Here is a 14,451-nt window from a genome sequence, read left to right as displayed (position 1 = left end):
CATAGCCTGACGAGTCCGGAGCAGACCTCGGCCGAGGCGAGTGGGAGACCCGTGACGAGCGCTGGACGACCCGACGCGAAGGCCGGCCACCGGCCGGCCCGCCAGGGCATCCCGGCGGCCACCGTGGCGCGGCTGCCCGTCTACCTGCGGGCGCTGGGCACGCTGGCCGACGAGGGCGTCTCCACCGTGTCGTCCGAGGAGCTGGCCGCGGCCGCGGGGGTCAACTCGGCCAAGCTGCGCAAGGACCTCTCCCACCTCGGCTCCTACGGCACCCGTGGGGTCGGCTACGACGTCGAGTACCTCGTCTACCAGGTGTCCCGGGAGCTGGGCCTGACCCAGGACTGGCCGGTCGTCATCGTCGGGCTCGGCCACCTCGGTCACGCGCTGGCCAACTACGGCGGCTTCGCCTCCCGCGGCTTCGCGGTCCGCGCGCTGCTCGACAGCGACCCGGGCACGGTGGGCAGCTTCGTGGCCGGCCTGCAGGTCGAGCACATCGACGACCTCGAGGAGCTCGTCGGGTCCCGCGGCATCGCGATCGCCGTCATCGCGACCCCGGCCACCGTGGCCCAGTCGGTGTGCGACCGGCTGGTCGCAGCCGGCGTCGGCAGCATCCTCAACTTCGCCCCGGCGGTGCTCGTCGTGCCCGAGCACGTCGAGGTGCGCAAGGTGGACATGTCGATCGAGCTGCAGATCCTGGCCTTCCACGAGCAGCGCAAGACCGCGCTCGACCCGATGACCGCGATGGCGGGAGTGGACGCCGGCTCCGACCCGCGCGTGGCGGTGACGTCGTGAGCGTCCTGGTCGTCGGTCTCTCCCACCGCACCGCGCCGGTCGGCCTGCTCGAGCGGACGACCCTCACCCGCGAGAGCGCTGAGAAGCTGCTCTCGGACGTCGTCGGCAGCGACCACGCCGGAGAGGCGATGGTGCTCTCCACGTGCAACCGGGTCGAGATCTACGCCGACGTCGACAAGTTCCACGGCGGCCTGGCCCAGACCTCCGAGCTGCTGGCGCGCCGATCCTCGGTGCCGATCGACGAGCTCACCCCTCACCTGTACGTCCACTACGAGGACCGGGCGGTCGCCCACCTGTTCTCGGTCGCCTGCGGGCTCGACTCGATGGTCGTCGGCGAGAGCCAGATCCTCGGCCAGGTCCGCACCGCGCTGAGGGCGGCGCAGGACCACGGCACGGCCGGCCGCACGCTCGGTGCTCTGGCGCAACAGGCGCTGCGGGTGGGCAAGCGGGCGCGCACCGAGACCGGCATCGACCGGGCCGGCCGCTCGCTGGTGACCGCGGGGCTGGACGAGGCCGAGCGCACCCTCGGCCCGGTGACCGGGCTGTCCGCGGTCGTCGTGGGCGCCGGGTCGATGAGCGCGCTGGCCGCGACCCTGCTGTCGCGGGCCGGCATCGGCCACCTGGTGGTCGCCAACCGCACCTTCGCCCACGGCGAGCGGGTCGCGGCGGCCGTCGGCGCCGAGGCGGTGGCCCTGTCCGGCCTGCCCGACGCGATGGCCGGCGCCGACCTGGTCATCACCTGCACCGGCGCGGTCGGCCACCTCATCTCCCGCGACGACCTCGTGCGGGTGCAGCAGGCGCGGGACGGGCGGCCGTTCGTCGTCGTCGACCTGGCGCTCCCGCGCGACCTGGCGCACGACGCGCACGACGTGCCCGGCGTCACGGTCGTCGACCTCGAGACGCTGGCCCGGGCGCTGGAGGCGACCGAGCACGCTGCTGACGTCGAGGCCACCCGCGCGATCGTGGCCGACGAGGTCGTCGCCTTCCTGGGCTGGCAGCGCGCGGCCAGCGTCGCCCCGACCGTCGTCGCCCTGCGCGAGATGGCTGACGGCGTCGTACGGTCCGAGCTGACCCGCCTGGCCGGCCGCCTGCCGCAGCTCGGCGACAGGGAGCGGGTCGAGATCGAGCAGACCGTGCACCGGGTGGTGGACAAGGTGCTGCACGCCCCGACGGTGCGCGTCAAGCAGCTGGCGGGGGAGCCCGGCGGCGAGGGCTACGCCGACGCGCTCTCCAAGCTCTTCGGCCTCGACCAGGCCGCCGTCGACGCCGTCACCCAGGTGCACATCGAGGAGCGTCCGTCATGACCGCCCTGCGCATCGGCACCCGTGGCAGCGCCCTGGCGACGGCTCAGGCCGGGCAGGTCGCGGCCGAGCTGACCGCGCGCACCGGCCGCCAGGTCGAGCTGGTCACCGTCACCACACTCGGCGACACCTCGCGGGCCGCACTCACCCAGATCGGCGGCACCGGCGTCTTCGTCGGCGCGCTGCGAGAGGCGCTCGCCGCCGGGGAGGTCGATGCCGCGGTCCACTCGCTCAAGGACCTGCCGACCAGCCAGCCCGACGAGGTGCTGGTCGCGGCGGTCCCGCCCCGGGAGGACCCCCGCGACGCGCTGGTCGCCCGCGACGGGCTCACCCTGGGCGAGCTGCCGGCCGGCGCCAAGGTCGGCACCGGCGCGCCGCGGCGGGCCGCCCAGCTGCGCGCGCTCGGCCTCGGGCTCGAGGTCGTCGACGTGCGGGGCAACGTCGACACCCGCCTGCGCATGGTCTCCGAGGGCAGGCTGGACGCCGTCCTGCTGGCCCGCGCGGGCCTGGCCCGCCTCGGTCGATTGGACACCGTGACCGAGGTGCTCGATCCTCTCCAGATGCTTCCCGCCCCCGGCCAGGGGGCGTTGGCGGTGGAGTGCCGCTCCGGCGACAACGCCACCGCCGAGCTGCTCGGCAGCCTCGACGACGCCGTGACCCGGCTCGCCGTGACCGCCGAGCGAACCCTGCTCGCCGAGCTCGAAGCCGGCTGCTCGGCCCCCGTGGGTGCCTACGGGGAAGCAGCCGAGCCCGAGCCCGACGAGCACGTCATGCAGCTGTACCTCCGGGCCGTCGTCAGCGCTGTCGACGGCTCCGCGAGTGTCCGGCTGTCCGCCACCGGACCCCTCGACGAGGCGGCGCGGATCGGTCGTGGTCTTGCGACCGAGCTGCTCGCCGAGGGGGCGGCTGACCTGATGTTGGAGCGCGTTCAGTGACCGCCCCCAAGAAGAAGACCTCCGCTGAGAAGACGAAGGTCACCAAGGTGTCCAAGGCGACGAAGCCGTCGCCGGTGCTGGGCTGCGTCGCGTTCGTGGGCGCCGGGCCCGGTGACCCCGAGCTGCTCACCGTGCGCGCCGTCGAGCTGCTCGCGCGCGCCGACGTCGTCGTGACCGAGTCGCAGGACGAGGCCTTCGTCCGCCGCTTCTGCCGCCCGGACGTCGAGGTCGTCGACGGCTCGCTCGGCGACGACGGCCAGCCGCTCAGCCACGCCGTGCGGGCCCGCCTGGTGGTCAAGGCCGCCAAGTCCGGCGGCTCGGTGGTGCGGCTGCTCGACGGCGACCCGTTCCTCTACGCCACCGGCTCCGAGGAGGCCGCCGGCTGCGCCAAGGCCGGCATCCCGTTCGAGGTCGTCCCCGGCGTCTCCTCGGTGAGCGCCGTCCCTGCCTACGCCGGCATCCCCCTCACCTCGGCCAAGCACCGCGAGGTCCGGGTGGTCAACGTCGCCGAGGGCACCGTCGACTGGTCGGTCGTCGGCGCCGGCTCCGCCACCCTCGTGCTGCTGTCGGCGACCCAGGTCATCGGCGACGCCGCCAAGGCGCTGATGGCCGCCGGTCGAGCCCCGGAGACGCCGGTCGCGATGATCGAGCAGGGCACGACGACCGGCCAGCGCACCGTCGTCTCGACGCTCGAGCGCGTCGCCGCGGACGTCAAGGATGCCAAGCTCGCGCCGCCGACCGTCACCGTCGTCGGCGACACGGTCGGCTCCCGCGAGGTGCTGTCGTGGTTCGAGACCAAGCCGCTCTTCGGCTGGCGGGTCCTGGTGCCGCGCACCAAGGAGCAGGCCGGCGCTCTGGCCGAGAGGCTGCGCACCCACGGCGCCGTGCCCGAGGAGGTGCCGACCATCGCTGTCGAGCCGCCGCGCACGCCGCAGCAGATGGAGCGGGCGATCAAGGGCCTGGTGACCGGCCGCTACGAGTGGGTCGCCTTCACCTCACGCAACGCGGTCAAGGCGGTGCGCGAGCGGTTCGAGGAGTACGGCCTCGACGCCCGGGCCTTCGCCGGCATCAAGGTGGCGGCCGTCGGCGAGCAGACCGCCGGCGACCTGCTCGCCTGGGGCATCAAGCCCGACCTGGTGCCCAGCGGCGAGCAGTCGGCCGCCGGTCTCCTGGAGGACTGGCCGCCCTTCGACGCCGTCTTCGACCCGATCGACCGGGTCTTCCTGCCGCGCGCCGACATCGCGACCGAGAACCTCGTCGCCGGCCTGGTCGAGCGCGGCTGGGAGGTCGACGACGTGACCGCCTACCGCACCGTGCGAGCCGCCCCGCCTGCCGCCCCTATCCGCGAGGCGATCAAGACCGGCGGCTACGACGCGGTGGTCTTCACCTCGTCGTCCACCGTGCGCAACCTGGTCGGCATCGCCGGCAAGCCGCACTCGTCGACGGTGATCGCCTGCATCGGCCCGGCCACCGCCAAGACGGCGGAGGAGCACGGGCTGCGCGTCGACGTCCTCGCCCCGCACCCGTCGGTGGCCGAGCTCGCCACCGCGCTCGCCGAGTACGGCGCCTCGGCCCGGTCGGCCGCGGTGGCCGCCGGTGAGCCGGTGCTGCGGCCCTCGCAGAAACGCCCGACGGCCCGCCGGAAGGCCACCTGACGATGCCGACCGGCACGGGCCCGCTCGCGCAGTTCCCGACGGGACGCCCCCGCCGGCTGCGGCGGACCGCTGCCCTGCGCTCGCTGGTCGCGCAGACCCGGGTGTCGCCCGGCGACCTGGTGCTGCCGCTCTTCGTCCGGGAGGGGCTGGCCGAGCCGGCGCCGATCTCGACGATGCCCGGCGTGGTCCAGCACTCGCGCGACTCGCTGCGCAAGGCCGCGGCCGAGGCGGTGCAGGCCGGGGTCGGCGGGCTGATGCTCTTCGGCGTCCCGGAGACGAAGGACGCGACGGGCACCGGCGGGACCGACGACGACGGCGTCCTCAACGTCGCGATCCGCGACGTGGTCGCCGAGGTGGGCGACGGCACGGTCGTCATGTCCGACCTGTGCCTCGACGAGTTCACCGACCACGGGCACTGCGGCGTCCTCGCTGCCGACGGGTCCGTGGACAACGACGCCACCCTGGTGCGCTACTCCGAGATGGGCCTGGCGCAGGCCGCCGCCGGCGCCCAGGTGCTCGGGCTCTCGGGGATGATGGACGGCCAGGTCGGTGTCGTGCGAGCCGCTCTGGATGGCGACCGGCTGGTCGACACCGTCCTGCTCGCCTACACCGCGAAGTACGCGTCGGCCTTCTACGGCCCGTTCCGCGAGGCCGTGGAGTCGACCCTGCAGGGCGACCGTCGGACGTACCAGCAGGATCCGGCCAACCTCGACGAGGCGCTGCGCGAGCTCGCCCTCGACGTGGCCGAGGGCGCCGACATCGTCATGGTGAAGCCCGCGCTGCCCTACCTCGACGTGGTGCGCCGGGTCGCCGACGAGGGCGCCCGGCTGGGTGTCCCGGTCGCGGCCTACCAGGTGTCCGGGGAGATGGCGATGGCCGAGGCGGCCTTCGCCAACGGCTGGCTGGACCGCGACCGGACGATCCTCGAGACGCTGACCTCGGTCCGCCGCGCTGGGGCCGGCATCGTGCTGACCTACTGGGCGGTCGAGGCGGCCGGCCTGCTGCGGAGGGTCGGCGCGTGACGGCACCGCTCCCGCCGGCGCCCGCGTCGGAGGCCCTGCTCGCCCGCGCGAAGGCAGTCACGCCTGGCGGCGTCAACTCACCGGTCCGCGCCTTCCGCGCCGTCGGCGGCACCCCGCGGTTCATGGTGGCCGGCCGGGGCCCCTACCTCGTCGACGCCGACGGTCGCGAGTACGTCGACCTGGTCTGCTCGTGGGGGCCGCTGCTGCTCGGCCACGCGCACCCCGCGGTCGTCGACGCCGTGCAGGCAGCAGTCGCCCGCGGCACGTCGTTCGGCACGCCGACCGAGGGCGAGGTCGCGCTCGCCGAGGAGATCGTGGCCCGGGTCGAGCCGGTCGAGCAGGTGCGGCTGGTGTCCAGCGGCACCGAGGCGACCATGTCGGCGATCCGGCTGGCCCGTGGCTTCACCGGTCGCGGCAAGGTCGTGAAGTTCGCCGGCTGCTACCACGGCCATGTCGACTCGCTGCTCGCCGCGGCCGGGTCGGGCGTCGCGACGCTCGGCCTGCCGGACACGCCTGGCGTCACGGGAGCGTCGGCCGCGGACACCGTCGTCGTTCCGTACAACGACCTGGCCGCCGTCGAGACCGCCTTCGCGACGTACGACGGGGACGTCGCCGCGGTCATCACCGAGGCGGCCGCCGGCAACATGGGCGTCGTCCCGCCGGAGCCCGGGTTCAACGCCGGGCTGGCCGAGCTGTGTCAGGACAACGGCGCGCTGTTCGTCAGCGACGAGGTGATGACCGGCTTCCGCGTCTCGCCGGCCGGGTGGTTCGGGCTCGAGGGCGTGCGGCCGGACCTCATGACGTTCGGCAAGGTGATGGGCGGTGGCTTCCCGGCCGCAGCCTTCGGCGGCCGCGCCGACGTCATGTCGCGGCTGGCGCCGGCCGGGCCGGTCTACCAGGCCGGGACCCTGTCCGGTAACCCGGTGGCCACCGCCGCCGGGATGGCCACCCTGCGCGGGGCGGACGCGGACGTCTACGCGCGGGTCGACCGGGTGGCCGCCGAGCTGTCGGCACTGGTCGGTGACGCCCTGACGACGGCCGGCGTTGCGCACCGGGTGCAGCACGCGGGCAGCATGTTCTCCGTCTTCTTCAGCGACGAGTCGTCGGCCGGCGCACCGGTGACGGACTACGAGTCGGCGAAGCGGCAGGACGTCTTCCGCTTCGCCGCGTTCTTCCACGCGATGCTCGACCGCGGCGTCTACCTGCCGCCGTCGGCGTTCGAGTCCTGGTTCCTGTCCGCCGCGCACGACGACGAGGCCGTCGGCCGGGTCGTCGACGCGCTCCCCGCCGCCGCCCGCGCCGCGGCGGAGGCCCTGCCCACGGAGGACGCACGATGACCGAGCCGGCTGCCGCGGCGACGACCACCGTCCACGTCCTGCGGCACGGCGAGGTGCACAACCCGAGCGGCGTGCTCTACGGCCGGTTGTCGGGCTACCACCTCTCCGACCTCGGCCGCGCGATGGCCGAGCGCATCGCCGAGCACCTCGAGGGGTCCGACGTCACCCACGTCGTGTCTTCGCCCCTGGAGCGGGCGCAGGAGACCGCGGGTCCCGCGGCCGCGCTGCTCGGGCTCGAGGTGGCGACGGACGACCGGCTGATCGAGGCGGCCAACGTGTTCGAGGGCAAGACCTTCGGCGTCGGCGACGGGTCGCTGCGCAAGCCCGAGCACTGGGTGCACCTGCGCAACCCCCTGCGGCCGTCGTGGGGGGAGCCCTACGTCGAGATCGCCGAGCGGATGCTGGCGGCGGTCCACACCGCGCGGGACGCCGCTCGCGGTCACGAGGCGCTGTGCGTCAGCCACCAGCTGCCGATCTGGACCGCCCGGTCCTTCGCCACCGGCCGCCGGCTCTGGCACGACCCGCGCAAGCGGCAGTGCGCGCTCGCGTCGCTCACCTCGTTCACCTTTTCGGGCGACGACCTGGTGACGGTGTCCTACGAGGAGCCGGCCCGCGACCTGCTGCCCGCGCCGATCGCGGGCGGCAAGAAGTTCGCCGCCGGAGCCTGATGGCGACCCCTGCCGCGGTCAGGACCGCCAGCCGGCGGGTCGGCGGCGCTCTCGCCGTCAGCCTGCTAGGGCTCCCGTTCCTGCTCGGCGGGTGCAGCAGCGGCACCGGGCAGGCCGTCGCGGGCCAGGGCTACATCGCCGGGCGCGGCACCGTCGTGCAGCTGGCGCCGGGCGACCGGGACGACCCGGTCGAGTTCACCGGCCGCACCCTCGACGGCGCGCGCTTCCACGTGACCGACCACCGCGGCGAGGTCGTCGTGGTCAACGTCTGGGGCTCCTGGTGCCCGCCGTGCATCGCCGAGGCGGCCGACCTGCAGGAGGTGTGGGCGGCCGAGAGGGCCGACGGAGTGCAGTTCGTCGGCATCAACTTCCGCGACAACCGGGATGCGGCGCTGGCCCACGAGCGCCGGTTCGGCGTCACCTACCCGAGCATCGAGGACGAGGCCGGCGAGACGCTGCTGCAGCTGCGGGGCAGCCTTCCGCCGCGGGCGATCCCGAGCACGCTGGTGCTCGACCGGTCGGGCCGGGTGTCCGCGCGCGTACTTGGGCAGGTGCCCGCCGCGACCCTGCGGGCGCTGGTGTCCGACGCGCTCGCGGAGCCGTCGTGACGACGTCGGTGAGCATCGGCTCGACCACAGTGGCGAGCATCGGCTCGACGGTCACCGACGGCTCGCTGGTGCTCGCCCTGCCGCTCGCGGTCGCCGCCGGTCTGGTGTCCTTCCTGTCGCCGTGCGTGCTGCCGCTGGTGCCGGGTTACCTGACCTACGTGACCGGCCTGAGCGCGGCCGAGGTCTTCGACGACGCCGCGACCCGGCGCTGGCGGCTGCTCGCCGGGGCTGCGCTGTTCGTCGCCGGCTTCACCGCCGTCTTCGTCAGCGCCGGCGTGCTGGTCGGCAGCCTCGGCACCTTCCTGCTCGAGCAGGAACGGCCGCTGCAGGTCGCGCTGGGGGCACTCACCATCGTGCTCGGCCTGGCCTTCGCGGGGCTCCTGCCCGGGCTCTCGCTGCTGCAGCGCGACGTTCGGCCGCACGCCCGGCCCGCGGTCGGCCTCGCGGGGGCGCCGCTGCTGGGCGTGCTCTTCGGTCTCGGCTGGACGCCGTGCGTCGGCCCGACGCTCGGTGCGGTGATGGCCCTGGGGCTGGACAGCGGCACCGCCCTGCGAGGCGGTGTGCTCGCGGTCGCCTACTGCCTCGGCCTCGGGATCCCCTTCCTGGTGACCGCGCTGGTGTTCGGGCGGGCGATGTCCGTCTTCGGCTGGGTGCGTCGCCACCAGCTGGCGGTCCTGCGGGTGGGCGGCGGGATGCTCGTCGCGATCGGGGTGCTGCTGGTCACCGGCGTGTGGGCCGACCTCACCGTGCAGATGCAGATCTGGGTCAACGGCTTCACCCCGGCGGTCTGAGCGATGGTCGACAGCGATCGCGCGGTGACCGAGCCGCAGACGGGGAGCGAGGGCGAGGACGAGCAGCGGCCGGCGCCGCCGCTGCCCTCGCAGCTGCGGCCGCTCGAGCTGGCCCGGTGGGCGTGGCGCCAGCTCACGTCGATGCGGACGGCGCTGGTGCTGCTGTTCCTGCTCACCCTCGCGGCACTGCCCGGTTCGCTGGTGCCGCAGCGCAGCGTCGACCCGCTGCGGGCCCAGGAGTTCGCCGCCGACCACCCGACGCTCGCGCCGTGGTACGACCGGCTGTCGCTCTTCGAGGTCTACTCCTCGCCGTGGTTCGCCGCGATCTACCTGCTGCTATTCGTGTCCCTCGTCGGCTGCGTGCTGCCGCGCAGCCGGGCGCACTGGGCCGCGGTGCGGGCCCGCCCGCCGGCCGCGCCGCGGAACCTGTCGCGGCTGCCGGTGCACCGGTCGTGGACGACCGACCGCGACGTCGCCGGCGTCCTGGCCGCCGCGCACTTGGTGCTGCACGATGAGCGGTTCCGGGTCGACGACGGCGACGGGTCGGTGGCGGCCGAGCGAGGACACTGGCGAGAGACCGGCAACCTGGTCTTCCACCTCGCCCTGCTCCTGCTGCTGGTCGCGGTGGCGCTGGGCAGCCTGTTCGGCTTCAAGGCCAACGTGCTCGTCGTCGAGGGACGCGGGTTCGCCAACACCCCTACCGCCTACGACACCTTCGCGGCGGGCGCGCTCTTCCGCGACAACCAGCTGCGGCCGTTCACCTTCCGCCTCGACGACCTGGCCGTGCGCTACCAGCAGGACGGCGACCAGCGCGGCGCGCCCCGCGACTTCACGGCCCAGGTGTCCTGGCGGGCGGCGCCCGGCGACCCGGGCCGGCAGGGCACCCTGCGGGTCAACCACCCGGTCGTCATCGACGGCACCAAGATCTTCCTGCTCGGCAACGGCTACGCACCGGTCTTCACCGTCCGTGACTCGACCGGGGCGGTCGTGTCGCGCGGGCCCGTGCCCTTCCTGCCGAACGACGGCTCGATGGCCTCGCGCGGCGTGGTCAAGGCACCGAGCGCCCAGCCCCAGCAGCTCGGCTTCGAGGGCTTCTTCCTGCCGAGTGCCGCCTTCGACCCGCAGCGCGGCCCGATCTCGGTCTTCCCCGGCCTCCGGCTGCCGCGCGCTGTACTCACCGCGTGGACCGGCGACCTGGGGATCGACGACGGCACGCCGCAGTCGGTCTACGCCCTCGACAAGTCGGGGCTGGCCCAGGTCAGGGGCGAGAGCGGCCAGCCGCTGGCGCAGTCGCTGGCCCCCGGCGCGACCATGGAGCTGCCGGACGGGTCGTCGATCACCTTCGACGGTGTGAGTCGCTGGGCCTCCCTCCAGGTGACGCGCAACCCCGGCACCGGCCCGGCCCTGGCCGCGTCGGTGCTGGCCCTGGCCGGCCTGATGCTCTCGCTCTTCGTGCGGCGCCGGCGGGTCTGGGTCCGCGCGTCCGCAGCAGCCGGCGGGCGTACGCTCGTCGAGGTCGCCGGCCTGTCCCGCACCGAGGGAGAGGGCCGTGACGCGCTGGCCGACGAGGTCGCCGCGCTCGCGGGGCGGATCGAGGCCGAGCTGGACGGGAGGTCCACGTGAGCAGTGCCGGGCTCGCCGGGCTGAGCAACAACCTGCTGTACTCCGCGATGGTCGTCTACGCCCTCGCCATGTACTGCTACACAGCGTCGCTGGCGTTCTCGCGCCCGGGTCGCGTCCCGGCGGAGGAGCGGGTCGAGGACACGACCCAGGGCCTCGTCCAGGAGCCGACCGAGGTCCGTGAGCTCGCCGCGGTCGGCGGCAGCGGCAGCACGACGACGTACGACGTCGAGCACACCGCCGGTGGCGCCACCGCGACGCCGGACCTGCCGGAGCGCGCCGACCGGCTGAGCCGGGTCGGGGTCAGCCTCACCGTGCTCGCGTTCGCGCTGCACCTGGGTGCGGTGGTCACCCGCGGGCTGTCGGCGGATCGTGCTCCGTGGGGCAACATGTTCGAGTTCTCGGTGACCGGCGCGTTGGCCGTCACCGGCGTCTACCTGGTGCTGCTGCGCCGCCACGACATCCGCTACCTCGGCACCTTCGTCGTGCTGCCGGTGCTGCTGACGCTGGGCCTCGCGGTCACCGTGCTCTACACCGAGTCGGCGCAGCTGGTGCCGGCGCTGAAGTCGGTGTGGCTGGTCATCCACGTCTCGGCGGCCATCATCGCCTCGGGCATCCTCACGGTGGGCTTCGCGCAGACGGTGTGCTTCCTGGTGCAGGACCGGCGTGAGCAGCGCCCGGTCGAGGCGCGCACCCCGTCGTTCATGGACCGGCTGCCGTCGGCCGCGGCGCTGGACCGCTCGGCCTACCGGATGCACGCGTTCGCCTACCCGATCTGGACCTTCGCCGTCATCGCCGGCGCGATCTGGGCCGAGAACGCGTGGGGCCGCTACTGGGGCTGGGACCCCAAGGAGACGTGGGCGTTCATCACCTGGATGGTCTACACCGCCTACCTGCACGCCCGGGCGACCGCCGGCTGGAAGGGCCGCAAGGCGTCCTACGTCGCGCTGCTCGGCTACGCGACCTTCCTGTTCAACTACCTGGTCGTGAACATCTGGCTGGTCGGCTTCCACTCCTACGCCGGTGTCGGCTGAGTCGTCCGACCTGGCACGCTTCGTCGACGCGCAGGACGCCGGGGGGACCTACGAGGCGGCGCTGCGCGAGCTGCGCGCAGGCCGCAAGCGCAGCCACTGGATGTGGTTCGTCTTCCCGCAGGTGGAGGGGCTCGGCAGGTCGGCGACCGCGCAGCACTTCGGTCTGCGCGGCCTTGCCGAGGCGCGGGCGTACGTCGCCCATCCCGTCCTGGGCCCGCGACTCCTCGAGGCGGCACGGGCACTCGTCGAGCAGCCGTCCGACGACGCGGTCGCGGTGCTCGGCTCGACCGACGCGATGAAGCTGCGGTCGTCGATGACGCTGTTCGCGGCGGCCGACCCGGACCAGCCGGTCTTCGGCGAGGTGCTCGCGAGGTTCTTCGACGGCGAGGCGGACCAGGCGACGCTGACGCGGCTTGGTGCCTGACCGATCCAGTCGAGCTCGGACAGGTCAATGCAGCGTGGGTCGGTAGACGAGCTCTTGGATGTGGCCGTCGAGGGTCCGGTGCTCGAGCAGCTCCAGGTCGAAGTCGGCTGCGTCCTCGAAGACTCGGTCCAGCCCGGTCTGACCTGTGATGACCGGGAAGAGCGTCACCTGCACGCGGTCGACCAGGCCGGCTGCCATCAGCGCCCGGTTCATCGACAGGCTGCCGTGGGATCGCAACGGCACTTCGGACTCCTCCTTGAGCCGGGTGACGACGTCGACAGCGTCGCCCCTCACGACGGCCGCGTTGGGCCAGTCGAGGGGGGCTTCCAGCGTCGTCGAGACCACCGTTGCCGGCAAGCTCCTCATCCGAGTCACCCAGAGGTCGCGTACCTCGGACTCCTCGGTGCTGGAGGCCAACATCCGCGCGAACGCCCGATACGTGTTCGCTCCGAAGACCATCCGCTGCTCCGCGTCGTACAAGGCGAGACGGTGGTCGAGGAGCTCGGGGCCCTGCTTGCCCCAGTAGCCGGACCAGTTCCCGGCGGCGGCGCCGAAGCCGTCGAGGCTGGTGAAGACGTCGAAGGTGTAGGTCGTGGTCACGCAACTTCTCCTCGGGTGCCGTTGATCCGTGTGGGTACAGACTCGATCTGCCCGCGTGACTCATCGATCGGTCTGGCGACCGCCGCCGCGACTCAGCCGGTCTTCTCCCACACCGAGACGTGGGAGCGGCTCTCGCCGATGAAGGGCTGCCTTGCCCAACCGGCCCAGCGGTCGCGCAGCCGCAGGCCGGCGATCCGCGCCATCAGGTCGAGCTCGGACGGCCAGACGTAGCGGAACGGCATGGAGACCGCCTCGAAGTGGGCGCCGACCCGGGTGTAGTGGTGGGACACCAGGTGCTGCTGGACGACGTCGTACTCGTCGACGCCCACATGGTCGGCGTCGCGGTGGAACACCAGGTCGGTCCGGCCGGGCGGCAGCCGTTGCAGGTCGGGCACCTCTACCTCGATGACGAAGCAGCCACCCGGCGCGAGGTGCCGTGCCGCATTCTCGAACGCGGCGACCTGGGCGTCCTGGGAGGTCAGGTTGCCGATGGTGTTGAAGACCAGGTAGGCGAGCGTGAACTCGCCTCTCGGTCCAACGGTCGCCGTGGTGAAGTCACCGATGGCGACCTCGATGTCGTCGCCACCGGGTTTGGCGCGCAGCTGGGCGACCATGTCGCCCGAGAGGTCGATGCCGTAGACGTTGACGCCGCGCTCGTGCAGGGGGAGCGCGACCCGACCGGTGCCGATCGCGAGCTCCAGCGCCGGGCCGTCGCCCGCCAGCTCGGCCAGCAGGTCGACCGTCGGCCCGAGGACGGCGGGCGCGAACATCTCCGGCGACCGCGCGTCGTACCGCTCGGCGATCGCCCCGGCGAAGTGGTCAGGCAGCTCGGCAGTCATCCCGGCGACCCTGGCACGGCCGTCGCGACGGGTCCACCGACATGTGGGGGCGGCGGTGGCCCGGGGTCGTGCCGACCGACCGTGCGGTCACCCCAGCTGGTCGCGGCGACGGGTCAGGTAGGCGGTCTCGGCGGTGTTGCCGGCGAGCTCGATGGCCCGGTCGTACGCCGCGCGAGCCGGACCGCTGCGTCCCAGCCGGCGCAGCAGGTCGGCCCGGGTCGCGTGGAACGCGTGGTAGCCCGCCAACGCGTCCGCCAGCCGGTCGACGGCGGCCAGCGCCACGTCGGGGCCGTCGAGCTCGGCGACCGCGACGGCCCGGTTGAGGGCGACGATCGGCGTGGGGTCCAGCCGGACGAGCTGGTCGTAGAGGGCGACGACCTGCGACCAGTCGGTGTCGCGCACGTCGCGCGCCGACGTGTGCACGGCGTTGATCGCTGCGAGGATCTGGTAGCGGCCCGGGGCCTCCCTGGTGCCCAGGCGCTCGCGCACCAGCTGATGGCCTTCGGCGACCAGCGCCGCGTCCCAGGCCCCACGGTCCTGCTCGTCGAGCGTGACCAGCTCGCCGCTCGACGAGACCCGGGCCGCGCTGCGGGCCTCGGTGAGCAGCATCAGCGCCAGCAGCCCGGCCACCTCGCCGTCCTCCGGCAGGAGGGCACGCACCAAACGGGTCAGCCGGATCGCCTCGGTGGTGAGGTCGTGACGGATCGGGTCGGTGTCGGGGCCGGTCGCCAGGTAGCCCTCGTTGAAGACGAGGAACAGCACGGCGAGTACGCCGGAGACGCGGACCGGGAGATCCTCCGCGGATGGCACCCGGTAAGGGATGCG

General features: G+C 73.6%; 15 protein-coding genes. 12 read left to right on the top strand and 3 right to left on the bottom strand.

What is annotated here, in order from left to right:
• Positions 1–51: 51 nt before the first annotated feature.
• Genes VK640_12980 through VK640_12925 form a run of 12 tightly spaced genes read left to right on the top strand, consistent with a single transcriptional unit; the run spans position 52 to position 12,187 of the window.
• Entirely contained in the window at positions 52–792 is a 741-nt protein-coding gene (locus VK640_12980; protein HTE74097.1) for a redox-sensing transcriptional repressor Rex, read from the top strand.
• Positions 789–2,096: a glutamyl-tRNA reductase gene (locus tag VK640_12975; protein HTE74096.1), complete on the top strand. Its 1,308-nt coding sequence runs from the start codon at positions 789–791 to the stop codon at positions 2,094–2,096. The genes VK640_12980 and VK640_12975 overlap by 4 nt, the downstream gene beginning before the upstream one ends.
• The gene (gene hemC, locus VK640_12970) at positions 2,093–3,028 is read left to right on the top strand and encodes a hydroxymethylbilane synthase (protein ID HTE74095.1); all 936 of its coding nucleotides are present in this window, start codon (positions 2,093–2,095) and stop codon (positions 3,026–3,028) included. Before VK640_12975 ends, hemC begins: the two co-directional genes overlap by 4 nt.
• Positions 3,029–3,075: 47 nt before the next feature.
• A complete protein-coding gene (locus VK640_12965) occupies positions 3,076–4,683 on the top strand; it encodes a uroporphyrinogen-III synthase (GenBank protein ID HTE74094.1) in 1,608 nt (535 codons plus the stop codon).
• Between the two features lie 2 nt (positions 4,684–4,685).
• Complete coding sequence (gene hemB, locus VK640_12960) at positions 4,686–5,705, top strand: porphobilinogen synthase (GenBank protein HTE74093.1); 1,020 nt, start codon at positions 4,686–4,688, stop codon at positions 5,703–5,705.
• The gene (gene hemL, locus VK640_12955; GenBank protein HTE74092.1) at positions 5,702–7,042 is read left to right on the top strand and encodes a glutamate-1-semialdehyde 2,1-aminomutase; all 1,341 of its coding nucleotides are present in this window, start codon (positions 5,702–5,704) and stop codon (positions 7,040–7,042) included. The genes hemB and hemL overlap by 4 nt, the downstream gene beginning before the upstream one ends.
• Positions 7,039–7,710, top strand: coding sequence for a histidine phosphatase family protein (locus tag VK640_12950; GenBank protein ID HTE74091.1), 672 nt, complete (start codon positions 7,039–7,041; stop codon positions 7,708–7,710). The genes hemL and VK640_12950 overlap by 4 nt, the downstream gene beginning before the upstream one ends.
• Positions 7,710–8,318 carry a TlpA disulfide reductase family protein gene (locus VK640_12945; GenBank protein HTE74090.1) on the top strand — a complete coding sequence of 203 codons (609 nt, stop codon included), beginning with the start codon at positions 7,710–7,712 and terminating at the stop codon, positions 8,316–8,318. Before VK640_12950 ends, VK640_12945 begins: the two co-directional genes overlap by 1 nt.
• Positions 8,315–9,109 carry a cytochrome c biogenesis protein CcdA gene (locus VK640_12940; GenBank protein ID HTE74089.1) on the top strand — a complete coding sequence of 265 codons (795 nt, stop codon included), beginning with the start codon at positions 8,315–8,317 and terminating at the stop codon, positions 9,107–9,109. The genes VK640_12945 and VK640_12940 overlap by 4 nt, the downstream gene beginning before the upstream one ends.
• Positions 9,110–9,133: 24 nt before the next feature.
• A complete protein-coding gene (locus tag VK640_12935) occupies positions 9,134–10,732 on the top strand; it encodes a cytochrome c biogenesis protein ResB (GenBank protein HTE74088.1) in 1,599 nt (532 codons plus the stop codon).
• Entirely contained in the window at positions 10,729–11,763 is a 1,035-nt protein-coding gene (gene ccsB / locus VK640_12930; protein HTE74087.1) for a c-type cytochrome biogenesis protein CcsB, read from the top strand. Before VK640_12935 ends, ccsB begins: the two co-directional genes overlap by 4 nt.
• Entirely contained in the window at positions 11,753–12,187 is a 435-nt protein-coding gene (locus VK640_12925; protein HTE74086.1) for a DUF1810 domain-containing protein, read from the top strand. The genes ccsB and VK640_12925 overlap by 11 nt, the downstream gene beginning before the upstream one ends.
• Before the next feature lie 24 nt (positions 12,188–12,211).
• Here VK640_12925 and VK640_12920 read toward each other — a convergent pair whose 3' ends face one another.
• From VK640_12920 to VK640_12910, 3 genes are all read right to left on the bottom strand, one after another.
• Positions 12,212–12,787, bottom strand: coding sequence for a dihydrofolate reductase family protein (locus tag VK640_12920; GenBank protein ID HTE74085.1), 576 nt, complete (start codon positions 12,785–12,787; stop codon positions 12,212–12,214).
• Between the two features lie 92 nt (positions 12,788–12,879).
• On the bottom strand, positions 12,880–13,626 hold the full coding sequence (locus VK640_12915) for a class I SAM-dependent methyltransferase (GenBank protein ID HTE74084.1): 747 nt from the start codon (positions 13,624–13,626) through the stop codon (positions 12,880–12,882).
• An 87-nt stretch (positions 13,627–13,713) separates the two neighbouring features.
• Positions 13,714–14,451: DUF6596 domain-containing protein (locus VK640_12910; GenBank protein ID HTE74083.1), on the bottom strand; the 738-nt coding region annotated here is incomplete at its 5' end.

Source organism: Actinomycetes bacterium, from assembly GCA_035489715.1.
Taxonomy (GTDB): domain Bacteria; phylum Actinomycetota; class Actinomycetes; order JACCUZ01; family JACCUZ01; genus DATHAP01.
Note: the sequence above shows the minus strand (reverse complement) of the source record. Positions and strands in the feature narration are given on the sequence as shown.

Excerpts from the sequence above, each read along its gene's own strand:
- VK640_12950 (HTE74091.1), top strand. The coding sequence starts at position 7,039 with ATGACCGAGCCGGCTGCCGCGGCGACGACCACCGTCCACGTCCTGCGG.
- hemC (HTE74095.1), top strand. The coding sequence starts at position 2,093 with ATGACCGCCCTGCGCATCGGCACCCGTGGCAGCGCCCTGGCGACGGCT.
- VK640_12945 (HTE74090.1), top strand. The coding sequence starts at position 7,710 with ATGGCGACCCCTGCCGCGGTCAGGACCGCCAGCCGGCGGGTCGGCGGC.
- hemB (HTE74093.1), top strand. The coding sequence starts at position 4,686 with ATGCCGACCGGCACGGGCCCGCTCGCGCAGTTCCCGACGGGACGCCCC.
- VK640_12915 (HTE74084.1), bottom strand. The coding sequence starts at position 13,626 with ATGACTGCCGAGCTGCCTGACCACTTCGCCGGGGCGATCGCCGAGCGG.